Annotated in this window: 23 protein-coding genes and 1 tRNA gene; 19 read left to right on the plus strand and 5 right to left on the minus strand. The window is 67.2% G+C overall.

All coding sequences use genetic code 11. The annotated features are described in order from the left end of the window. The first annotated feature begins 21 nt into the window (after nucleotides 1-21). On the plus strand, nucleotides 22-858 hold the full coding sequence (locus AB9O74_RS08840) for a cupin domain-containing protein (RefSeq protein ID WP_369349066.1): 837 nt from the start codon (nucleotides 22-24) through the stop codon (nucleotides 856-858). Between the two features lie 21 nt (nucleotides 859-879). Here the strand turns inward: AB9O74_RS08840 and AB9O74_RS08845 are convergent, their stop codons facing one another. Beyond that, nucleotides 880-1,827, minus strand: a complete 948-nt coding sequence (locus AB9O74_RS08845; protein ID WP_176990163.1) for a cation diffusion facilitator family transporter — start codon at nucleotides 1,825-1,827, stop codon at nucleotides 880-882. A 318-nt stretch (nucleotides 1,828-2,145) separates the two neighbouring features. Between AB9O74_RS08845 and AB9O74_RS08850 the strand changes: the two genes are divergently transcribed. The 5 genes from AB9O74_RS08850 to AB9O74_RS08870 all read left to right on the plus strand — a co-directional run bounded on the left by AB9O74_RS08850 (nucleotide 2,146) and on the right by AB9O74_RS08870 (nucleotide 6,658). Then, nucleotides 2,146-2,760, plus strand: coding sequence for a hypothetical protein (locus tag AB9O74_RS08850; RefSeq protein ID WP_369349067.1), 615 nt, complete (start codon nucleotides 2,146-2,148; stop codon nucleotides 2,758-2,760). 97 nt (nucleotides 2,761-2,857) lie between these two features. Beyond that, nucleotides 2,858-3,874 carry a tRNA dihydrouridine(20/20a) synthase DusA gene (dusA, locus tag AB9O74_RS08855; protein WP_369349068.1) on the plus strand — a complete coding sequence of 339 codons (1,017 nt, stop codon included), beginning with the start codon at nucleotides 2,858-2,860 and terminating at the stop codon, nucleotides 3,872-3,874. Between the two features lie 212 nt (nucleotides 3,875-4,086). Continuing rightward, nucleotides 4,087-4,452 (plus strand): hypothetical protein, encoded by a 366-nt coding sequence (locus AB9O74_RS08860; RefSeq protein ID WP_176990160.1) that lies wholly within the window; start codon nucleotides 4,087-4,089, stop codon nucleotides 4,450-4,452. A gap of 77 nt (nucleotides 4,453-4,529) precedes the next feature. Next, the gene (locus tag AB9O74_RS08865; RefSeq protein WP_019185514.1) at nucleotides 4,530-5,213 is read left to right on the plus strand and encodes a response regulator transcription factor; all 684 of its coding nucleotides are present in this window, start codon (nucleotides 4,530-4,532) and stop codon (nucleotides 5,211-5,213) included. A 20-nt stretch (nucleotides 5,214-5,233) separates the two neighbouring features. Further along, the gene (locus AB9O74_RS08870; protein WP_070474511.1) at nucleotides 5,234-6,658 is read left to right on the plus strand and encodes a sensor histidine kinase; all 1,425 of its coding nucleotides are present in this window, start codon (nucleotides 5,234-5,236) and stop codon (nucleotides 6,656-6,658) included. Between the two features lie 204 nt (nucleotides 6,659-6,862). On the opposite strand, the gene AB9O74_RS08875 is transcribed toward AB9O74_RS08870, so the two are convergent. Both AB9O74_RS08875 and AB9O74_RS08880 read right to left on the minus strand, forming a co-directional pair. Next, nucleotides 6,863-7,648, minus strand: coding sequence for a zinc-dependent peptidase (locus tag AB9O74_RS08875; protein WP_369349069.1), 786 nt, complete (start codon nucleotides 7,646-7,648; stop codon nucleotides 6,863-6,865). Then, nucleotides 7,615-7,890, minus strand: coding sequence for a hypothetical protein (locus tag AB9O74_RS08880; protein ID WP_319209739.1), 276 nt, complete (start codon nucleotides 7,888-7,890; stop codon nucleotides 7,615-7,617). Before AB9O74_RS08880 ends, AB9O74_RS08875 begins: the two co-directional genes overlap by 34 nt. A gap of 128 nt (nucleotides 7,891-8,018) precedes the next feature. On the opposite strand from AB9O74_RS08880, the gene birA reads away from it, so the two are divergent. The 7 genes from birA (at nucleotide 8,019) to AB9O74_RS08915 (ending at nucleotide 12,443) form a co-directional block, all read left to right on the plus strand. Beyond that, on the plus strand, nucleotides 8,019-8,984 hold the full coding sequence (gene birA / locus AB9O74_RS08885) for a bifunctional biotin--[acetyl-CoA-carboxylase] ligase/biotin operon repressor BirA (RefSeq protein ID WP_369349070.1): 966 nt from the start codon (nucleotides 8,019-8,021) through the stop codon (nucleotides 8,982-8,984). Further along, nucleotides 8,981-9,718, plus strand: coding sequence for a type III pantothenate kinase (locus tag AB9O74_RS08890; RefSeq protein WP_346478432.1), 738 nt, complete (start codon nucleotides 8,981-8,983; stop codon nucleotides 9,716-9,718). Before birA ends, AB9O74_RS08890 begins: the two co-directional genes overlap by 4 nt. 9 nt (nucleotides 9,719-9,727) lie before the next feature. Continuing rightward, nucleotides 9,728-10,561: an SPOR domain-containing protein gene (locus tag AB9O74_RS08895; protein ID WP_369349071.1), complete on the plus strand. Its 834-nt coding sequence runs from the start codon at nucleotides 9,728-9,730 to the stop codon at nucleotides 10,559-10,561. 41 nt (nucleotides 10,562-10,602) lie between these two features. Then, nucleotides 10,603-10,678, plus strand: a tRNA-Thr gene (locus AB9O74_RS08900). A 93-nt stretch (nucleotides 10,679-10,771) separates the two neighbouring features. Further along, nucleotides 10,772-11,692, plus strand: coding sequence for an arginase (rocF, locus tag AB9O74_RS08905; RefSeq protein WP_179460470.1), 921 nt, complete (start codon nucleotides 10,772-10,774; stop codon nucleotides 11,690-11,692). A 191-nt stretch (nucleotides 11,693-11,883) separates the two neighbouring features. Further along, nucleotides 11,884-12,021 (plus strand): entericidin A/B family lipoprotein, encoded by a 138-nt coding sequence (locus AB9O74_RS08910; protein ID WP_019185522.1) that lies wholly within the window; start codon nucleotides 11,884-11,886, stop codon nucleotides 12,019-12,021. Nucleotides 12,022-12,221: 200 nt separating this feature from the next. Beyond that, nucleotides 12,222-12,443 (plus strand): CsbD family protein, encoded by a 222-nt coding sequence (locus AB9O74_RS08915; protein ID WP_019185523.1) that lies wholly within the window; start codon nucleotides 12,222-12,224, stop codon nucleotides 12,441-12,443. Nucleotides 12,444-12,534: 91 nt separating this feature from the next. On the opposite strand, the gene AB9O74_RS08920 is transcribed toward AB9O74_RS08915, so the two are convergent. After that, a complete protein-coding gene (locus AB9O74_RS08920; RefSeq protein WP_369349072.1) occupies nucleotides 12,535-13,335 on the minus strand; it encodes a hypothetical protein in 801 nt (266 codons plus the stop codon). A 108-nt stretch (nucleotides 13,336-13,443) separates the two neighbouring features. On the opposite strand from AB9O74_RS08920, the gene AB9O74_RS08925 reads away from it, so the two are divergent. From AB9O74_RS08925 to AB9O74_RS08940, 4 genes are all read left to right on the plus strand, one after another. Then, complete coding sequence (locus AB9O74_RS08925; protein WP_369349073.1) at nucleotides 13,444-14,733, plus strand: tryptophan--tRNA ligase; 1,290 nt, start codon at nucleotides 13,444-13,446, stop codon at nucleotides 14,731-14,733. Between the two features lie 68 nt (nucleotides 14,734-14,801). After that, nucleotides 14,802-15,131 (plus strand): hypothetical protein, encoded by a 330-nt coding sequence (locus AB9O74_RS08930; protein ID WP_121044217.1) that lies wholly within the window; start codon nucleotides 14,802-14,804, stop codon nucleotides 15,129-15,131. A gap of 40 nt (nucleotides 15,132-15,171) precedes the next feature. Further along, a complete protein-coding gene (locus tag AB9O74_RS08935) occupies nucleotides 15,172-16,104 on the plus strand; it encodes an MBL fold metallo-hydrolase (protein WP_369349074.1) in 933 nt (310 codons plus the stop codon). A gap of 70 nt (nucleotides 16,105-16,174) precedes the next feature. Further along, entirely contained in the window at nucleotides 16,175-17,827 is a 1,653-nt protein-coding gene (locus tag AB9O74_RS08940; protein WP_369349082.1) for a M28 family metallopeptidase, read from the plus strand. Nucleotides 17,828-17,989: 162 nt separating this feature from the next. Here AB9O74_RS08940 and AB9O74_RS08945 read toward each other — a convergent pair whose 3' ends face one another. Next, nucleotides 17,990-19,324, minus strand: a complete 1,335-nt coding sequence (locus tag AB9O74_RS08945; protein ID WP_369349075.1) for an MFS transporter — start codon at nucleotides 19,322-19,324, stop codon at nucleotides 17,990-17,992. A 177-nt stretch (nucleotides 19,325-19,501) separates the two neighbouring features. Here AB9O74_RS08945 and yedA point away from each other — a divergent pair, with 177 nt between their 5' ends. Continuing rightward, nucleotides 19,502-20,404 (plus strand): drug/metabolite exporter YedA, encoded by a 903-nt coding sequence (gene yedA, locus AB9O74_RS08950; RefSeq protein WP_179460465.1) that lies wholly within the window; start codon nucleotides 19,502-19,504, stop codon nucleotides 20,402-20,404. Then, entirely contained in the window at nucleotides 20,401-21,318 is a 918-nt protein-coding gene (gene rarD, locus AB9O74_RS08955) for an EamA family transporter RarD (RefSeq protein WP_369349076.1), read from the plus strand. Before yedA ends, rarD begins: the two co-directional genes overlap by 4 nt. The last annotated feature ends 429 nt before the right edge of the window (nucleotides 21,319-21,747 follow it).

Consider the following 21,747-nt stretch of genomic DNA (forward strand, 5'->3'; position numbering starts at 1 on the left):
AAATTTGATCTGGAGTCCGCCATGGTCGATCGACTGCAATCCCTGTTGGACCGTTTCGCAGTCTCGGCGGAGGTCTTCCACGCCGGCGCGCTATGCGGCATCAACGATCTGCCGGCCGACGGCGAGCGCGGCCAGCTGCATCTGATCCGCGACGGCGATGTGCGTGTCGAGCACCCGGACGGCAGCACGCTGCAGATCACCACGCCCAGCGTACTGCTGTACCCGCGCCCGTTCGCGCACCGCTTCGTCACCGATGCCACGCGGGGTGCGGATTTCGCCTGCGCCCACCTGCAGTTCGAAGGGGGCGCCAACAATCCGGTCGCCGCGGCACTGCCGCCGATCGTGTGCCTGCCGCTGGAGGGCTTGTATGGCGGCCAGCCGGTGCTGTCGCTGTTGTTCGAAGAAGCCTTCGCGCAGCGCTGCGGCCGCCAGGCCCTGCTGGATCGCCTGTTCGAGGTGGTGCTGATCCAGATCCTGCGCGCGCTGATGGAGAGTGGCCAGATCCGCGTCGGCCTGCTTGCCGGCATGGCCCATCCGCGGCTGCGCCACGCGCTGGTCGCCATGCACGAAGCGCCGGCCGACGAGTGGACGCTGGAGTCGCTCGCGCAGCGCGCCGGCATGTCACGCAGCGCCTTCGCCGACAGTTTCCGCCACACCATCGGCAGCACGCCCGGCCACTACCTGCAGGGCTGGCGTACCCGCCTCGTGCAGCAGGCGCTGCGTCGTGGCCATCCGCTCAAGCGCATCGCGATCGATGTGGGCTACGGCAGTGAGGCGGCATTGTCGCGCGCGTTCAAGGCGCAGACCGGGCAGTCGCCGCGGCAGTGGAAGCAGGGCAGCGTGGCGCCCGGGCGATAGTGCGACGCACGTCGGCGTCGCTCAGATCGCCCACTCCCGATCCGTCGTGAACATGATCGTCAGCCACCGGTCCGGCGACTCCTCGCCCAGTGCCTCGCCGATCTCATCGCGCAGGCGATCCCATTCGATCAGCGGCCGCGGCGGATCGTCCGCGCGCGCCACGAAGAACAATTCGATCTGCTCACCGCGTCCAACCTTGGCCACGTAACTGCGGTACTCGAGGAAACCGTGCCTCGCCACGATGTCGCGTGCCACCGCGTCGACATGCGCCTGCAGGTCCAGCGGCGTGATCAGCAGGATGTCCGACAGCGCCTGGCGCACCGTGCCCAGGGGCGCCACCACAACGAACAGGCAGACCACCAGCAGGATCGCCGGATCGATGTACGGGACCAGCCACGCCCATTCGGTGCCGCGCAGCACATAGCCGCCGACGAAGGCGACCAGGTAGGCGGCCGACATGCTGGCCGCGACCACCCAGTTCTTTGCATCGAGCGCGATGAAGTCCGAGCCGATCGACCGGTTCGCACGGCGTACGAACAGCGCCAGCCCGGTTTCGGCCACGATCGAGATCACCGCGAACAGGATCGCCGGCCCCAGCGCGATCTCGCGCCCGCCGGACATGAGTGCGTCCACCGCATTGACCGCGGCGTACAAGGCCGCACCGATCATCAACGTGCCGCTGACCCCGAGCACGATCGGCTCCAGGTGCCAGAAGCCCATGGTGAAGCGCTGGTTCAAGCGCGACTGCAGGGTATCCACGTGGGTCGACAGGCTGATCAGGCGCACCACCAGCAGTGACAGCCAGGTCATCACCACGTCGATCAGCCCGTAGATGCCGTCGAAGATGATCAGCGAGGAGTTGGCGAGCAGGCCGAAGGCCACCGCGGCCGCGGCCATCGCCAGCGAGGCGGCGATCGACAGGCGCAGCACGCCTTGTTCGGTGGTGGGGTCGAATCGTGCAATGCTCATTGGAAACCTGCATGGGGCGACATGACATGATCGCCCGCCGTCTTTTGGCCATGTGGGTAGGCGAGACGCGTCGAGCGGGAGATGCGCATGTAGGTGGATAGGTTCATTGGGATCGCGCGGCGTTCAACAGGTTTTCCCGGCATTTTCGATACATCCGATAGCGCGGACAAATGACTTTCGCATAGGGCGGATCGACTTGATCGCGATGCTGCGAATGCGTTCGAAGGAGTGTGACTTCAGCTGGATTTTTACGGAATGGTTGTTGGTAGCTTGGCATTTCGAGGGGTCAAGGCGAAGCACGCAATGCTGAGAAGAATCATGTTGCTGTTGTCCGGCGTTCTGCTTGGCGCCGGGAGCTTTGCAGGCGGTGCGACCCAGCGGATGGCAGCAGAGTCGATCAATCTGCATGACCTGTCGTTGAGAGTGTTGGTGGACGGCGAGCTGATAATGACGCCAAACGTGCAACTGCTTCCAACGCGTACCGCCTACGTGTCCATTGGATCTCCCGGGGAGGTTGTGTACACGTTGACGTTGGACATCATCGAGCACGTAGCGGATGCCCCAGCCGATGCCACGGGGTTGCAGATGGTTCTCTGGCGGGGCGGTGTCGGCGGTGGAGAGATGCTCCTGGATTCCGTGATGGTCATTGATTCCCGCACCATCGCCAGGGCCGCTTCCGAGGGGCGGTCGCCCAGCGTCAGGATAGGCGGTTCGACGAAGGCATCGGTCGAGATTGAACTGGTTTCTCACGCAGTACTTGAGAGCGACGCGACTGTGGTGGCTACACAGGCCACCTGCAAGACAGCTCGTGCTCTGTCCGCCTCCAGCAGCGATTGCTGTAGTGCCAAATGCAAGGACGGCAGCGCGAACTCACTTTCGTGCTGTGGTGCGTACCGGTGCTGTGGATGCGGCGTCTGTTGCTCGGTCCCTTGACCGATTCCCCCAGCGCCCCACGTACAGCGTTCATGGGAAGGGGGTAAACTATTGATTGCGCTGGTATTGCCAGTGAATCCAGATAGCCCCGCGCCCCATGACCCAGTCCATCACCGACGCCACCGCGCGTTACGCCGCCTCCCTGCGTCTGTCCGTTGCCCCGATGATGGACTGGACGGACCGCCATTGCCGGTACTTCCACCGGCTGCTGGCGCCGGGCGCACGGCTGTATACCGAGATGGTGCACGCCAACGCGGTGATCCATGGCGACCGTGAGCGCCTGCTCGGCTTCGACGGCAGCGAGCATCCGCTCGCGCTTCAGCTCGGTGGCAGCGATCCGGCCCTGCTGGCCCAGGCCGCGCGCATCGCGCAGGAGTGGGGCTACGACGAGGTCAACCTCAACTGTGGCTGTCCCTCCGATCGGGTCCAGGCCGGGCGTTTCGGCGCCTGCCTGATGCGCGAGCCTGCCCTGGTCGCCGAGTGCGTGGGCGCGATGGTCGCAGCGGTGGACATCCCGGTGACGGTGAAGTGCCGACTCGGCGTGGATGACGACAACGACTACGAAAACTTCGTCAACTTCGTCGATCAATCGGCCAACGCGGGAAGTGCGATGTTCGTGGTGCATGCCCGCAACGCGTGGCTGAAGGGCCTCTCGCCGAAGGAAAACCGCGAAGTGCCGCCGCTGCGTTACGACTGGGCGCACCGCCTCAAGGCCGACCGCCCGCAGCTGCAGATCGTCCTCAACGGTGGCTTGGCCACGGTCGAGGCCGCGCAGGCCCAGTTGCCGGCGCTGGACGGGGTGATGCTGGGCCGTGCGGCCTACCACGACCCCTACGTGCTGCATCAGCTGGAGGCGGCCCAGACCGGTGCCCCGCTGCAGTCGCGCGAGGCGCTGCTGCGCGCCATGCAGCCGTACATCGAGGCCCAGCTGGCCCGCGGGCTGGCGCTCAAACACATCACCCGGCACCTGCTGGGGCTGTTCCACGGTCAACCGGGCGGGCGGGCCTTCCGCCAGATCCTGAGCGAAGGCTCGCACCGCGTCGGGGCCGACTGGAGCCTGATCGACCAGGCGTTGGCGGTGACCCGCGCCCAGGCCGAACGCGTCGCGGCGTGAACCGCATCACCCTGTCAGCTTGACAAGGGCCTCGCTTTGGCCGCCAATGTTCACTTAGATGAACAAAGCGGGGAGGCAGCCGGAAAAGTTCAGACCGGATTCACTGGCTAAAACCAAGAATTCGCTAAAGATTCGTAAAGCGCCGGCCCAGGCTGGCGGTTGCCGATTCACAACTTTTGAACGTTTAGCCGCGCTCCGCTAGGATCAGACCGATGTTCTCCGTGACCCGCCACCGCCGCATCGCTGCCTTCGCCCTTCTGGCGACGGGCGCAGCTGCCTCCGCCAGTGCGTGGGCGCAGATGCCGCCGGAAGCGGCCCGTGCCGAGATGATGCGCACGGCCGAACGCGGTGGCCCGCAGGAGCGCTCGCTGTCCGATGCGGTCCGTCGGGTGCAGCGGACTACCGGTGGACACATCCTCGGCGCCGAGCGCGTGCCCTTCGACGGGCGCGACATCAACCGGGTCAAGTACATGGATGACCGCGGCCGCGTCCGCTATATGGACGATCCCGCGACATCGCGTTCACAGCCCCGCACGCCGCGCTCGGATATGTCATCACTACGCGGCGATAACCCCTGAACAGGGATAGTTGTCCGCAGTCATCTGCATTACCCACTGGCCCCATGGGGCCATACCCAGGACACTAGGGAGAGTTCATGCGTATCCTTCTGGTCGAAGACGAAGCCCCGCTGCGGGAAACACTGGCAGCCCGGCTCAAGCGCGAAGGCTTTGCCGTCGATGCTGCGCAGGACGGTGAGGAAGGTCTGTACATGGGCCGCGAAGTACCGTTCGACGTCGGCATCATTGATCTGGGCCTGCCCAAGATGTCGGGCATGGAACTGATCAAGGCGCTGCGCGACGAGGGCAAGAAGTTCCCGGTGCTCATCCTGACCGCGCGTTCGAGCTGGCAGGACAAGGTCGAGGGCCTCAAGCAGGGCGCCGACGATTACCTCGTCAAGCCGTTCCATGTCGAAGAGCTGCTGGCCCGCGTCAATGCGCTGCTGCGCCGTGCCGCCGGCTGGAGCAAGCCGACGCTGGAGTGCGGCCCGGTCGCGCTGGACCTTGCCGCGCAGACGGTCAGCGTCAACGGCAGCAACGTGGACCTCACCAGCTACGAGTACAAAGTGCTCGAGTACCTGATGATGCATGCCGGTGAACTGGTCTCCAAGGCCGACCTCACCGAACACATCTACCAGCAGGACTTCGATCGCGACTCGAACGTGCTGGAGGTCTTCATCGGCCGCCTGCGCAAGAAGCTCGACGCCGACGGCGAACTCAAGCCGATCGAAACCGTGCGTGGCCGCGGTTACCGCTTCGCCATTCCGCGCAACGAAGGCTGAGCTGCGGCTGGCGATAGATGATGTCCGGCCGTCTGTGGTTCTTTAAACGCTGGCGGCCGCGCTCACTGCAGGCGCGCCAGCTGTTGGCCGCCTCGGTGGGCCTGGTGGCCTTCCTGGCCCTGGCCGGCTACGCGCTGGATGCCGCCTTCGCCGATACCGCGAAGGCCAATCTGCGCGAGCGGTTGAAGAACTACGCCACCGCGTATGCGGCCGGCATCGATTTCACCCGCGACCGCTCGTTGTACATCCGCGAGCAGCCGCCGGATCCGCGCTTCGACGTCCCGGGCAGCGGCCTCTATCTGCAGGTCGTGATGCCCGACGGCAAGGGCAATTCCATGTCCGCTGAAGGCCCGATGCTGCCGACCGTGGGCGGCGGCATGCTGGCCCCGCGCCAGGAAGTCTTCGAAGGCCCGTTGCCGATGATCCAGATCGACGGCAGCGAGGGCTCGGCCTACCGCTATGGCATGGGCCTGGTCTGGGATGCCGACGCCGATCCGGCCACCGAATTCCCGTACACCATCTACGTGCTCGAAGACTCGCGCGCGCTCGGCGCACAGCTGCGCGTGTTCCGCGGGCGGGTGTGGTTCTACCTCGGCGGCATCGGTCTGATCCTGCTGCTGCTGCAGACGGTCATTCTGCAGTGGAGCCTGCGCCCGATGCGGCGCGTGATCAACGAACTGACCAAGGTCCAGCGCGGTGAAACCGAGCGCATGAGCGAACGCCATCCGCGCGAGCTTGAGCCGCTGACCGACAGCATCAACGCCTTCATCGAGAGCGAGCGCGAAAACCTCGAGCGCCAGCGCAACACCCTGGCCGATCTCGCGCACAGCCTGAAGACACCGCTCGCGGTGCTGCGCACGCAGCTCGACAGCGGCGCGCGCGATGAGGATCTGCGCGAAGAATTCGACGTGCAGCTGCGGCGCATGAACAACCTGGTGTCCTACCAGCTGGCGCGCGCGGCGTCGTCCGGTCACAAGCTGTTCTCCGCCCCGCTGCCGATCGAGTCCAACGCCGAAGAGATCGTGCGTGGCCTGGAGAAGGTCTACGCCTCCAAGGGCGTGCTGTGCGAGTTCGATATCGACCCGGCCGCGCGTTTCCATGGCGAGCCCGGCGATCTGCAGGAACTGCTCGGCAACCTGCTGGAGAACGCGTTCAAGTGGGCCAAACGCCGCGTGCTGCTGACCGCGCATCCGTTGCCGGCACCGGGTGCGCGTCGCGCCGGCCTGGTGCTGTCGGTGGATGACGATGGCCCGGGCATCGCACCGGAAGATATCGCCAAGGTGCTGCAGCGTGGCGTGCGTGGCGACGAGCGCGTGCAGGGCCACGGCATCGGTCTGTCGATCGTGCAGGATCTGATCAAGGATTACCGCGGCGAACTGCAGGTGAAGCGTTCGCCGGAGCTGGGTGGTGCACGCTTCGAGGTGAAGTTGCCGCCCGGGCCGTAAAGGCCGTACCGACCAACGGTCGGCACCTACCGATGGCCCGTATCCACGCAAAGTGCATCATCGATCTGTATCGCCCGGCATTCCCACGGGACAGGTAGCCCAAGACCGTTGGTCGCGGCGCATCCGTCCGGCTGGTAGCCCACGACCGTTGGTCGCGGTGCATCCGTCCGGCTGGTAGCCCACGACCGTTGGTCGTGGCGCACCTCACCGCATCAGCGGCGACGGACCATAGAACCGCTGCAGATGCCCAGCCACCGCCGGCATCTCGCGTGCCAGCAGCGCCGGTGCGGAAAAGTGGTACTCGCTGACCACCGCGAAGAACTCCTCCGGCGCCTCGGACGCATACGGGTCGACCTGCGTTTCCCGACCCTGGTCCACCGCAGCGCAGAACGCGTCATAGGCCTGCTGGAAATCCGCCGCCCACTGTTTCTGCCACGCACGCGGCAACGGCGGTGTGCCGTCGATCGCGCCGTCCAGTGCATCGATCTTGTGCGCCATCTCATGCACCGCCACGCAGAACCCAGCCTCCGGATCGGCGATATCAGCCTGGATGTCGGCCCACGACAGGATCAACGGACCGCTGTCCCAGGATTCGCCGATCAGCGCATCGTCCCATTCGTGCAGCACGCCGGCGGCATCCACCTGGCTGCGGTGCACGCGGAACGCGTCGGGATAGACGATCAGCTGCGACCAGCCGCGCAGACCCACCTCACCCAGCTCCAGCAGCGGCAGGCAGCACAACGCGGCCAGCAGCACGCCATCGGCGTCGTCCAGCTGCAGTCCGGCGGCCGGGCTGATGGTTTTCTCGTGCAGGAAGCGGGCGGCGAGGACGCGCAGGCGTTCGCGGCGGGCAGCATCCAGCTGCCGCAGCCAGGCGGCGCGGTGGCAGGTGGTGTCCCAGAGGGTGGGGTCGATCTCGCGTGGCGTGCGGCGCAGCCAGCCCAACAGTCGTTCGATCAGCGGAACATACCCGGCAGGAAGCTGTGCCACTTCGGCGCGCGCAGGCGCGGCAGCACGTCCTCATCGCCGCCGCCGCCGGTACTGGTCCCGCTGCTGGCGCTGGGCTTGACCGTGGCGGGTGCGGCGGACGCAGATGCCGATGCCGGCGCACTGCGCTCGTTCTCACTGGCCGAATAGACACACGCGCCGCGACCCGCCGTGGTGAGCGCATCGGAAGCATGCGCGGCCAGCGGGGCCATCAGGAGGAGCAGGCAATGGGCGAACGGGCGCATCGTCAACATCCAGCGGCGGGTGAAGTTCCCGATTCTAGCCCGATTTCGCCGGTGGATTGGAAGGCCCCGGGCGGGCGCTGGCGGCGGCTTTCCCGCATACTTTTCCCGTTTACCCGATGGAAGCTGCCGTGGACGACCGCCAACTGCTGGCCAAACTGGGCGCCGGGCGCCTGTCCGGCGACGCGCTGGCGCGCGAACTGGGCCAGACCCGTGCCGCGATTTGGAAGCGGATTCAAGGACTTAGGGCGGCGGGCGTCGATATCGACGGACGCGCCGGTGACGGCTACCAGTTGCAACAGCCGCTGGACCTGCTGGACGCCGAGGCGATCCAGGCGGCGCTGCCGGGCCCGGCCTCGGGCCAGCTTGCCTCCCTGCAGGTGGCCTGGTCGGTTGCGTCAACGAACAGTGAATTGCTGCGCTGCAGCGCGCCGGAGCGCGGGGCGATGGTCCTGCTGGCGGAGCGCCAGACACGCGGCCGCGGCCGCCGCGGACGGGCCTGGGCCTCGCCACTGGCGGCGCATATCTATCTTTCCGTGCTGCGTGGCTTTGCCGGTGGCCTGTCGCGGTTGGGCGGGCTGAGCCTGGTCGCCGGGGTCGCGGTGGCCGAGGCGCTGCGCGAGGCGGGTTTTCGCGACGTCGCGCTGAAGTGGCCGAATGACCTTGTCGTCGATGGACACAAACTCGGCGGCCTGTTGATCGAGGGCGGCGGTGAGTTCGCTGGGCCCGCGCGTGCGGTGATCGGCCTGGGCGTAAACGTGCGCATGCCCGCCGCGTTCGCCGCGGAGATCACCCAGCCCTGGACCGATCTGGACACGCTGTCCGGCGCACAGACGTCGCGTAACGCCGTGGTCGCACGCATCCTCGCGGTCCTGCTGCCGGCGTTGGACGCGTTCGAGCAGGACGGCCTGGCGCCGTTCCTCGCGCGCTATGCCGCGTTGGACAGCCTGGCCGGGCGCGAGGTGCAGGTGGAAGAGGGCGGCGTGCTGTTTGGCGGCACGGCGCTGGGTCTGGCCGACGATGGCGCGCTGCGCGTGCGCATCGACGGCAACGAACGGGTTTTCCATGCGGGCGAAGTCAGCGTGAGGGCGCAATGAGCGACTGGTTGTTTGATCTGGGCAATTCGCGCTTCAAGTTCGCGCCGCTGCAGGGCATGCGCGCGGGCGATGTGCAGGCATGGCCGCATGGCGCCGAAGCGATGCCCGCTGCGGCACTGGATGCGCTGCCGTCGGGTGACACCGCCTATGTCGCCAGCGTCGCAGCGCCCTCGCTGACCGCCGCCATGCTGGATGTGCTGCAGGCGCGCTTCCGCCATGTGCGCGTGGCGCGCACCGAAGCAGAGTACGCCGGAGTGCGGATCGCCTATGCCGATCCCGGCCGCTTCGGCGTGGACCGCTATCTGGCGCTGCTGGCCGTGGCGGCGAGGGGCCAGGCCGTGTTGATCGCCGGCGTGGGCACCGCGCTCACGATCGATCTGCTCGATGCCGATGGCCAGCACCACGGTGGCCGCATCTCGGCCTCACCGACCACCATGCGCGAAGCGCTGCATGCGCGTGCGGTGCAGTTGCCTGCGGCAGGCGGCGACTACAGCGAGTTCGCCAATGACACCGCCGATGCGCTGGCGTCCGGCTGCGATGGTGCCGCGGTGGCGCTGATCGAACGCAGCCGTGTACAGGGCGGTGAACGGCTCGGCACGCTGCCGCACCTGCTGGTCCACGGGGGCGGTGCACCCGCCCTGCTGCCGCTGCTCGGCGATGCCGAATTCCAGCCTTCGCTGGTGCTCGACGGGCTGGCCCGCTGGGCCGTGCATCAACCGCCGTCAGCAGGCTAGGATCAGCCGATGCTTACCCGTGCCCTGATCGTCGTCCTGGTCATCCTCAACCTCGGTGTCGCGCTGTGGTGGCTGCTGCGCGGCGAACCGGTCAGCGAACCCGCGGCCTCGCCGGTTGGCGTGGCGCAGCTGGAAGTGCTGCCGTCCACGCAGGCGCCCCCCGCTGCGGCGACGCCGACTGACAACGCGTCGGCGCTGCAGGACGTGACACCGGCTGCGGCGCCGGTGGCCGAGCCGCCGGTGACCCCCGAAGTGCCGCCCACCGCCGTGGCTGCCGCGCCCGCGCCCACGCCTGCAGCTGCCGCGCCTACTGTCGCGCCTGGTCCCGCCGCTGCCCCGGCGGTCGCCCCACCGGCACCGGTCGCGCCGCCGGCCGCACCCGCCCAATGCGTCAGCCTGGGGCCCTTCGCCGACCGCGCGACGGCGCAGGCCGCGCAGTCCCGCGCCGGCAGTGCCCTGCGCACGGCCCGGCTGCGCGAGGTCGCCGATGCCGGCGCCACCCGTTACCGGGTGCTGCTGCCGCCCGCCGCCAGCCGGGAAGAGGCGCAGGCCACGGTCAAGCGCATCGTTGCGGCCGGGGTGAGCGATTACTACATCATTGCCCAGGGCGAGGAGACCCATGCCATCGCGCTGGGCCAATACCGCAACCGGGAAGGCGCGGATCGTCGCCTGGCGGCGCTGAGCGCGGCCGGTTTCAAGGCGAAGATGGTCGCCAGCGGTGGCGATGGCAGCGCGCAGTGGTGGCTGGATGCGACCCTGGCAGCGGGTACAGAGGCCGCCGCGGCACGCCAGCGCAGCGGCGCAGCCCAGCAGCGCTCGCTGGAATGCGCGCGCGTGCGCTAGAATCCCGGCTCCGCGACGGGTCGTCCCGCCGCGATGCCCATGCCGGCATAGCTCAGTTGGTAGAGCAACCGCCTTGTAAGCGGTAGGTCCCCAGTTCGAATCCGGGTGCCGGCACCATTGCTGCACGGTCGATGACGGCTGCTGCAGCGCCGCGAGTCGTATCACCTCGCGCTGGCTATGCTGTTCCTCTTTGCAATGGAGGCAACAGCGATGGCGATGTATTCCCCGGTTTCCCTGATTGGCGTGCCCACCGACATCGGGGCGGGCCACCGTGGCGCGGGTCTGGGACCGGACGCCCTGCGCATCGCGGGCCTGGGTGATGCGCTGATCGCGCGGGGCGTGGAGGTGCGCGACCTCGGCAACCTGGACGGTCCGCGCAACCCATGGACGGCACCGGTGCAGGGCTATCGCCATCTCGACGAGGTGGTCGCCTGGAACCGCGCGCTGATGGACGCCACCTACACCGAACTGCAGGCCGGCCGCATGCCGATCATGCTCGGCGGCGACCACTGCCTGGGCATTGGTTCGATCACCGCGGTCGCGCGCTGGTGCCGTGAGCAGGGCAAGGACCTGCGCGTGCTCTGGCTGGACGCGCATTCGGACTTCAACACCAGCGAGGTCACCCCGTCGGGCAATGTGCACGGCATGCCGGTGGCCTGCCTGTGCGGGCTTGGCCCGGATGCGTTGACCCGGCTCGGCGGCGACGCCCCCGCGATCCGCCCGCAGCAGGTGCACCAGATCGGCATCCGCTCGGTGGACCAGGAAGAAAAGCGCCTGATCAAGCAGCACCAGGTCGATGTCTACGACATGCGCTACATCGACGAAGCCGGCATGAAGCGCACCATGGAAGCGGCACTGGCCGGCATCGATGCCAACACCCATCTGCACGTCAGCTTCGACGTCGATTTCCTGGATCCCAGCATCGCGCCGGGCGTGGGCACCACGGTGCCGGGCGGGGTCAACTACCGCGAGGCGCAGCTGGTGATGGAGATGATCGCCGACACCGGGCGCATGGGCTCGCTGGACATCGTCGAGCTGAATCCGCTGCTGGACAACCGCAATGCCACGGCCGAACTGGCGGTGGATCTGGTCGAAAGCCTGTTCGGAAAATCAACGCTGATGCGCGATTGAGAACTTCTGGCTGAACAGCGGTTTCCTGCATTCACATCCGCTGCACGCCTCTCCCGCCAGATTGCACTTCACGCGGGGCCGTGTGTTTCGACCCACGGCACTGCAGGTCAGGAAGAGGAGTTGCGCTGGCGTGCTCATCTGACAGGCGGGACCGGATTCCGGTATTGAATTTGATCAACCAGGAGAACCCTATGAAGCGTGTTATCGCACTGATGCTGTTGTCGATGTTCTCGGTCGCCATGCTGTCCGGCTGCAACACCGTTGCCGGTGCCGGCAAGGACGTGCAGAAGGCCGGTGAAACGGTCGAAGGCGCTGCCAAGGGCAACTGATCCGCGGATCAGGCGTCAACGGAAAAGGCCGGGATTTCCCGGCCTTTTTCATGTCCTGAAGATGACGGCGCGGCGGATGGAGTGGTGAATCATTCAAGCTCGTGAGCATGCGTTTCATCGCCGCTTGACCGTGCGGCAACGCGCCCTGGCGCAATCTGGTCCCACGGCGAGATGGCCGTTGCAATCAAGGAAGCGAACCCATGAACAAAGACATCATTTCCGGCAAGTGGACGCAGCTCAAGGGCAAGGCGCAGGCCAAGTGGGGCGACCTGACCGACGACGATTTCAAGGTGGCCGAAGGCAATGCCGAGTACCTCGCAGGACGCCTGCAGGAACGCTATGGCTGGGCACGCGACCGTGCTGAAACCGAAGTCCGCGACTTCGAAGCGGCCATGCGCAAGGATTATCCGGATTACCACTGAGTGGTGATCCGTTGCGACGGCGCAGCCGTCGGGGGTTGAAACCGGAACGGGCCGCGAGAGCGGCCCGTTTTTTCATGCGCTTGGTCCGGGATCAGCGATCGCGGTACGGCGGCGGGTCCGGCACGTACTGGCCGGGGAAGGCCTGCGGCTCGTCGCGCGGTGGTGTGCTCCGCCGTGGAAGAATCCCGCGTGCCCTCAGATTGCGCTCACTGTCGTAGCGGACCTGCAGCTGCTGCGCTGGATACGCCGTGGCGCGCTCGAAGGAGGTGTTGCGCACGCGCGATGCCTCGCGCTGGCCATGGCCGGTGCCCAGTTGGGGGGCGGGGGCCGAGGAACCGGTCACGCGTGCGCTCTCCATCGTCGATGCGCGCGCCTGCGGGCGTGCCTTGGCATCGGCCGCGCCGGCCACCGCGGGCGCCGCTTCCCTGGACACCCGCCCGGCTTCGTGGAACACCGCCACCCCGATCACCCCGATGTTGTCCGGGCGCCCGGTACGGGCCGCATAGCTGCGGTCCGGATCGGTGAACACGAACTGGGCGACCTCGTCGGAGGATTTGCGCCAGCCGTGGATATCGGTGGTCTGCCATGGGTTGAGCACGTAGCCGGTCTGGCCGGGGGCAGCCACCTCGCCGCTGATGGCATTCAGACCGTCGACCGAGAGCACCACCAGCACCCGCTCGGCGCTGCCGTTGCGCAGGCGCACGCTGTAGCGATGGCCCTGCTGCCCCGCCACCCAGCGCTGGCTGCCCTGGCGGTACTGGGTCAGGGCCTGGCCGCTGTCGCGGTCGATCACGGTCAGGTGGACGGGCCCGGTGTCGTAGCGCAGAGAGGGCGCCGGCTTGAAGCCGCACAGGGCCAGCACGGCAAGCAGGGGCAGGATCAGGCGTTTCATGGCAGGGCTCCGCAGGGCAGGTGCAGGATCAAACGCACGGGCCGGGCCAACGGGGTCGAGCGCGGGCAGGTAAACTGGGGCGGTTCATCTGTCCGCATTGATTCCCCCATGACTACCCGCGTCCTTACCGGCATCACCCCCTCCGGCACGCCCCACCTGGGCAACTACGTCGGCGCCATCCGTCCGGCGATCACCGCCAGCCAGGCCTCGGATATCGAGAGTTTCTTCTTCCTGGCCGACCTGCACAGCCTGATCAAGGCGCAGGAGCCGGAGCGCACCCAGCGCTCCACGCTGGAGATCGCGGCAAGCTGGCTGGCGTGCGGGCTGGATCCGGACAAGGTGTGGTTCTACCGGCAGAGCGACATCCCGGAAACCACCGAGCTGATGTGGTTCCTGACCGTGATCGCCAGCAAGGGCATCCTCAACCGCGCGCATGCCTACAAGGCGGCCGTGGACAAGAACCGCGAGGAGCAGCTGGATGATGACGCCGGCGTCAGCGCGGGCTTGTTCATGTACCCGGTACTGATGGCGGCCGACATCCTGATCTTCAAGGCCAACCGCGTGCCGGTCGGCCGCGACCAGATCCAGCACATCGAGATGGCGCGCGACTTCGCCCAGCGGTTCAACCACGTCTACGGCCAGGAATTCTTCCCGCTGCCGGAGGTGGTGATCGATGAGCAGGTCGCCACGCTCGCGGGCCTGGATGGCCGCAAGATGAGCAAGAGCTATCACAACACCATCCCTCTGTTCGCCCCGCGCGCGGAGCTGAAGAAGCTGGTGTTCGCGATCCTCACCGATTCGCGCGCGCCCGGCGAGCCGAAGAGTACCGAAGGCTCGGCGCTGTTCCAGATGTACCAGGCCTTCGCCACCCCGGAACAGACCGCTGCGTTCGCGCAGGCGTTCGCCGACGGCATTAGCTGGGGCGATGCCAAGCAGCAGCTGTTCGAGCGCATCGACAGCGAGATCACCCCGCTGCGCGAGCGCTATGACGCGCTGATGGCCGAGCCGGAAAAGATCGAGGCGCTGCTGCGCCGTCGTGGCCAGCAACTGCGCGAGCAGTTCGCCGTGCCGCTGCTCAAGGAGCTGCGCCATGCTGTCGGCCTGCGCGATCTGTCCACCGCCGGTGACGTGCCCAGCGAGGAAAGCGAGACCGCGCGCGCCGCACCGCCGCTGTTCAAGCAGTACCGCGAGAAGGACGGCCGTTTCTACTTCAAGCTGCAGGCCGGTGACGGCACGCCGCTGATCCAGAGCGAAGGCTTCGATTCGCCGCGCGATGCCGGCCAGCTGATCGGCGTGCTCAAGCAGACCGAGCATGGCGACGGGCTGCAGAGCGAGCTGTTCAAGCTCGAGGCCGAGGTCGACGTGGTGCTGGCTGCACTCCAGGCGCTGCGCGGGTAATGCCGGCCGCTGCTATGGCATGATGCCCCTGCACGCCGCAGGGGCGTGTTCCTGCACGGGAGACTGCGATGGCCTGGTTGTCGTTGTTGTTGTTCCTGCCCTGGTTCGTGCTGCTGGGCACGCTGTACTGGCTGTTCCCGCGCCAGCCGCGTGGCACCGCGCGCCGCCTGTTCGATGGCGCCGCGCTGGTCCTCGCCTTCGTGCTGAGCATCCTGGCGATGCTGTGGGGCCACCACATCGGCGTGGTCCAGAATGATGCCGGACCAATCTGGCGGCAGGTATTGGCGGTGCTCTACGCCTACGGTGCGTTCCTGGCAGTGATGGTGGCCGCCGTGCTGCTGCGTGGACCACTGCTGAGTGCGACTGCGACCAAAGCCGCATCGAAGCCGCTGCACTGATCGACGTAAGATGGGGGCGTTTCGTGCCAGGGATGTGTTGATGCACTCCGACCCCAGCATTCATACGATCGACACCGCGTTCCAGCGCGATGATTTCGACGCGGCCTACCTGATCGTCGAGAACGGCCGGGCGGCCTTCATCGATTGCGGCACCGGCCTGGCCGTGCCCGCGATGCTCGCCGCATTGACGCGCGCAGGCTGTACGCCCGGGCAGGTCGATTGGCTGATCCTGACCCATGTGCACCTGGATCATGCCGGCGGCGCCGGCCTGCTGATGCAGCAATTGCCCAACGCCACCCTGGTCGTGCACCCACGCGGCGCGCCGCACATGCTCGATCCGACCCGCCTGGTGGCCGGGGCCACCGAGGTCTATGGCGAAGCCGAGATCGCACGCAGTTATGGCCCGGTGCTGCCGGTGCCCGCCGCGCGCGTGGTGATCGCCGAGGACGGCCACACCGTGGACCTGGCCGGCCGCCCGCTGCTGTGCATCGATACCCCCGGACACGCACGCCATCACCTGTGCGTGTGGGATGCACGCAGCCGCAGCTGGTTCACCGGCGACACCTTCGGGCTGTCCTACCGCGAGCTGGACAGCGCGCAGGGCGCGTTCATCGTGCCGACGTCATCGCCGGTCCAGTTCGATCCCGAGCCGCTGAAGCAGTCGATCGCGAAGATGCTGGCCTACGATCCGCAGGCCATGTACCTGACCCACTACGGGCCGGTGGCACCGCCGCGGAAACTGGCGGCGGATCTCGTCGAGCAGATCGACGCGATGGTCGAGATCGGTCGCCAATGCGATGGTCGCCCGGACCGGCATCGCTGCCTGGTGGCGGCGCTGACCGCGCTGTACCTGGAACGCGCGCAGGCACACGGCTGCCCGCTGGATGACGAAGCGGTGACCCGTGTGCTGGCGATGGACATCGAGCTCAACGCGCAGGGCCTGGCCTGCTGGCTGGATCGCGATCGCCGCTAGTGCACGGTCACGGGGGTGTCACGTTACACTCCGGTGTCCCGTTTTCGTCCTGGTGTCTGCCGTGAATCCGATGCGCATGCTGCTGCTGTCGTCCTGCCTGTTCGTGGGCGGCCTGGCCCACGCCGCCAATGATCTGCCCGGTGGCGGCATCGATCCGCAGGCCCTGTCGCGGCATGTGCGCATCCTGGCCTCGGACGAGTTCGAAGGCCGTGCCCCGGCCACGCCCGGTGAAGAGCGCACGGTCCAGTACCTGATCGAGGAATTCAAGACGTACGGCCTGCAGCCCGGTGGCGTCGACGGCGGCTGGGTGCAGCCGGTGCCGATGGTGCGCGCGCAGGTCGATGGCCCGGTGCGCGCGCAGCTGCGCCAGAAGGGCAAGCAGCGCGCCCTGGCCAATGGCGAGGACGTGACCCTGCAGAGCCTGCGACCGCAGGATGCGGTGGCGATCAAGAACGCACCGCTGGTGTTCGTCGGCTACGGCATCGATGCGCCCGAGCGCCAGTGGAACGATTACAAGGACGTCGACCTGCACGGAAAGATCGCCGTGGTGCTGATCAATGACGCCGATTTCGAGGCCGACCAGCCGGGCGCGTTCGATGGCAAGGCCGTGACCTACTACGGCCGCTGGACCTACAAATTCGAAGAGGCCGCACGCCGCGGTGCGCAGGGCGTGCTGATCGTGCACGAGACCGCGCCGGCCGCGTACGGCTGGGCCACGGTAAAGAGCTCGGGCACGTCGCCGCTGTTCGATATCGAACGCACCCGCGAGCAGGCCCTGGCCCAGCACGTACCGGTGCGCGGCTGGATGCAGCGCAGCCTGGCCGAGCAGTTGTTCCGCGACGCCGGCCTGGATTTCGAGGCCGAGAAGCGCCGCGCCATGACCCCGGCCTTCAAGCCGGTGGCCCTTGGCGATGCGCAGCTCTCGGTCGACTTCAAGCTCAAGCGCGAGCAGGTGATCACCCGCAACGTGGTGGCCAAGCTGCCGGGCGGCGCGCATGCCGATGAAGCGGTGATCTTCTCCGCGCATTGGGACGCGTTCGGTATCGGCCAGCCCGATGCCAAGGGCGACCGCATCCGTCGTGGCGCGATCGACAACGCCACCGGCGTGGCCACCGTGCTGGAGCTGGGCCGCGTCTTCGCTGCCGGCCCGCAGCCGCAGCGCACGCTGTATTTCGTGGCGTTGACCGCGGAAGAGAAGGGCCTGCTCGGCGCCAGCTATTACGCCGCGCACCCGCTCGCCCCGCTCGACAAGACCGCTGCGGTGTTGAACATCGAGATGTTCAGCCCGGATGGCCCGACCCGCGATATCGCCTCGTGGGGCAAGGGCCGGGTGTCGCTGGAAGGGGACCTGGAGCGCGTGGCCAAGGCACGGGGCCGTACCTACTCGCCGGACCCGAACCTGGAAGCCGGCTTCTTCTACCGCGCCGACCATTTCGCCTTCGCCCGCCTCGGCGTGCCGGCGATCACCATCGGCCCGGGGCTGGACATGCGCGAAGGTGGCGTCGAAAAGGGCCGTGAGCTGCGCGATGCGTATTTCGCCGCCTGCTACCACCAGGCCTGCGATGCCTGGACCCCGGGCTGGGACCCGAGCGGCCACGCCGCCGACACCCTGCTGGTCTACGACCTGGGCGCGGAACTGGCCAACAGCCGTCGCTGGCCGCAGTGGGAAGAGGGCTCTGAATTCCGCGCCGAGCGTGAAAAGACCGAGTCCGCGCGCCGCTGATGTAGGGGTGGATTGCGGGATCGCCGCATCCGGGAGCAGAACCAAAGCCCCCTGAGTCAGGGGGCGGCCGCGTAGTGGCGGGGATCTGGGTGTTGGTAAGAAGGGGCCCGCGGTTTGCGCAGGAAAGCGTGGGGCGTCAGCGCGTATGCGATGGCGCGTCCCCTACTTGCGCGTGCCATCGAGCCAGTTCGGGCCCTTGTTGGTCAGGAAGAACATGTAGACCACCAGCGATACCGCGATGATCGCCGTGACGTACACCGCGAAGATGCCGACCTGGCCGGTCTTCAGCGCACCCTGGTACAGCAGCGGCGCGGTGCCACCGAACAGCGAGTTGGCCATCGCATAGCCGAAGCCCACGCCCAGTGCGCGCACATGGGTGGGGAACAGCTCGGCTTTGACGACCGCGTTGATCGAGGTGTAGCCGGTCAGGATCACGAAGCCGATGCCCAGCACCAGGAAGGCCATGAACGGATCGTGCTGGTTGGGCAGTTCGGTGATCAGGTACCAGCTGTACAGCACGCCGCCGATGCCGAAGAACACCAGCAGGCTCTTGCGCCCGACCATGTCCGACAGCCAGCCACCGATCGGCTGCAGCACCATCAGGAAGGTCAGCACGCCGAGGTTGATCATCGTGCCGGTCATGACGTCATCGCCCGCGAACGCGCTCTGGATCATCTTCGGCCCGTTGACCGAATACGTATAGAACGCGACGGTGCCGCCAGCGGTGATCAGGAAGCACAGCAGCAGCGGACGCCACTGGTTGACGAACAGCTCACGCATCGAGCCGGAGGCCTTGGCGCGGCCATCGCGTGCGGCTTCGATGGAATCGGTCTGCAGCGATTCGTCCATGCTCCGGCGCAGCCAGAACACCACGATCGCCGCGATGCCGCCGATGCCGAACGCCACGCGCCAGCCCCATGCGGAAATCTCCGGCTTGTCCCAGAAGGTCAGCATGCCCAGCAGGGTCAACTGCGCCAGCACGTGGCCACCGACCAGGGTGACGTAGTGGAACGAGGACAGGAAGCCGCGCCGGCCGGGGATGGCGGCCTCGGACATGTAGGTCGCACTGGTGCCGTATTCACCCCCGGTCGCGAAGCCCTGCAGGAGGCGCGCGAACAGCAGGATCACCGCCGCCCAGATGCCGATCTGCGAGGCGGTCGGGGTGATCGCGATCAGGAACGAACAGGCGGCCATCACCGTGACCGACACCGTCAGCGCCAGCCGTCGGCCGTAGCGGTCGGCGAAGCGGCCGAAGTACCACGCGCCGATCGGGCGCATCAGGAAGGTGGCGGCGAAGATCGCCCACACATACATCGTGGAGTTCTTGTCGGCGGCCGAGAAGAACTGGGATTCGAAGTACACCGCGAAGACCGAGTAGACGTAGACGTCATACCACTCGACCAGGTTGCCGGCCGAGCCTTTGAGGGTGTTGGAGATGGAGCGCCGCAGGGCGGCCCGTTCGGGGTGTGCCGCGGTGGCGGGGACGGAAGTGCTCATGCAGGGTAGGGGTCCTGGCTGGGAAGCGTTGATTGCTCTTGTTACCTTACCGCACGTCAAAAACGGGTGCGTGTCAGGCATCACGCGGCGGCCCGGTGAAATCAGCGTGCCAGCACAAGGGGTGCCGCGCCATCGGCAACGGCCTAGAATCCGGGTTCCCCCGTACCGTGGTGGCCCATGGCCGTTCTACCCGAATCTCCGTCGGCCGCTCCCCGCAGCGGCCTGGTCGTCCTGGCGCTGCTGCTGGTGTACGTGGTCTGGGGGTCCACCTATCTCGGGATCCGGCTGGCCTTGGAGGGCGGCGCGCTGCCGCTGACGATGGTCTCCGGCGGCCGGTTCATCATCGCCGGCTCGCTGATGTACGCCGTGCTGCGCTGGCGTGGCTCGCCCGCGCCGACCCGGCGCCAGTGGCGCAATCTGGCGATCATGGGCCTGACCATGCTGGTGCTGGGCAACGGCATGGTGGTGCTGGCCGAGCGCACGGTGTCCTCGGGCCTGGCCGCGACCGCCGTGGCCTCGGTGCCGCTGTGGATGGCCCTGTTCGGCGCGATGCGCGGGCAGAACGCCAGCCGCGGCGAGTGGCTGGGCATTGCGATCGGCTTCCTCGGCGTGGTCTGGCTCAACGCCGGCAGCAGCCTGACCGCCTCGCCGCAGGGCCTGATCCTGCTGCTGATCGCGCCGATCGGTTGGGCCTTCGGCTCGATCTGGGCACGCGGCCTGGACCTGCCCAGCCCGTTCATGACCGCCGCCGGGCAGATGCTCTGCGGTGGCGCGATGCTGATCGTGCTCGGCCTGCTCAGCGGCGAACGCCCGACCACGTGGCCCAGCATGAATGGGCTGCTGGCGGTGGCCTACCTGTGCATGTTCGGCTCGATCGTCGCCTTTACCGCGTACGTGTGGCTGCTGCACAACGTGCGCCCGGCGCTGGTGGCCAGCTATGCCTACGTCAATCCGGTGATCGCGGTGATCCTGGGCGTGATCATCGGCAACGAGCATTTCGGCGGGCGTGACCTGCTGGCAATGGCGGTGATCCTGGCCGGCGTGGTGGTGCTGACCCTGGCCCGGACGCGCGCGAAGTGAGCCTGCCTGCGCAACACAGCCTGCAGGAGCAGCGCCGCGGCTTCGCGATCACCGCCTTCACCTTCACCCTGTGGGGCCTGGTGCCGGTCTACTGGCACCTGCTCAAGGCGGTGCCGTCGCAGCAGATCATCGCGCACCGCATCATCTGGAGCACGGTGCTGGTGGTGGCCTGGCTGCTGCTGAGCAACGGGATGGGCTGGTGGAAGGCCATCGCCGCCCAGCCGCGCGCGCTGCCGACGCTGGCGCTGAGCAGCGTGGCGATCGCGTTCAACTGGGGCCTGTACATCTGGGCGATCAATGCCGGTCACGTGATCGAGACCAGCCTGGGGTACTTCATCAACCCCCTGGTGAGCGTGGTGCTCGGCGTGGTGGTGTTGAAAGAGCGCCTGCGCCGCCTGCAGTGGCTCGCGGTGGGCTGCGCGGCCCTCGGGGTGGCATGGCTGACCGTCGATGCGGGAACGCCGCCCTGGATCGCGCTGGGGCTGGCCTGTTCGTTCGGTCTGTACGGGCTGCTGCGCAAGATGATCTCGGTGGACCCGGTGGCCGGCCTCGGAGTGGAGAGTCTGTATCTGTTCCTGCCGGCGATCGGGTTCGCGCTGTGGAGCGAGAACGGGCACGGCGGGGCGTTCTTCAGTGGGTGGGGTTGGCGCAACGATGCGCTGTTGATCTTCGGTGGTGCGGTGACGGCGTTGCCGTTGATCGGGTTTGCGTACGGGGTGAAGCGGATTCCGCTGTCGCTGGTCGGGATCCTGCAGTACATCGCGCCGAGTATCGGCCTGCTGTTGGGCGTGTTCTTTTTCCGCGAGCCGTTCGATACGGCCAAGGCGGTGGGTTTCGCTGCGATCTGGACCGGGCTGCTGCTGTTCATCGGCGACGGTGTCTGGCGGTCGCGGGTTGGGGGCTTGAAAGGCTGAAAAGCCTTGAAGCCTTGAAGCCTTGGGCTGCGGGGATGGCTGGCTGGGCAGGGTGTGGGTGGGTGCGCGGGACCCGCCGTGAACCCATCCATGGGGGCTCATATGCCGCCATCCATGGCGGCATATGGTCCCGCGCACCCACCCACACCCCGCCTCCGACAGTTGGCTGGGGGCCTAGGTAAAGCTAAGGGCGGTCTGGCACTGCGGCGTCATTTCTGCAGCGCCGGGCGTATTGATCCGGTGGAAGCAAGGCCGGTCGAAGCGTAGCCATGACAGAGCGCAGCCAAGCAGGTCGAGCGAACTGGAGCGGAGCCTGTGAGGCAGAGCAAAGCAATGCTGAGCCCATCAAGCTGGGCGGATCAACGTCGAGCAGATCAAAGCAGAGCAGGTCAAAGCAGAGCAGGTCAAAGCAGAGCAGGTCAAAGCAGA

The sequence above is a fragment of the Stenotrophomonas sp. JAG2 genome, assembly GCF_041080745.1.
GTDB lineage: Bacteria > Pseudomonadota > Gammaproteobacteria > Xanthomonadales > Xanthomonadaceae > Stenotrophomonas > Stenotrophomonas maltophilia_AA.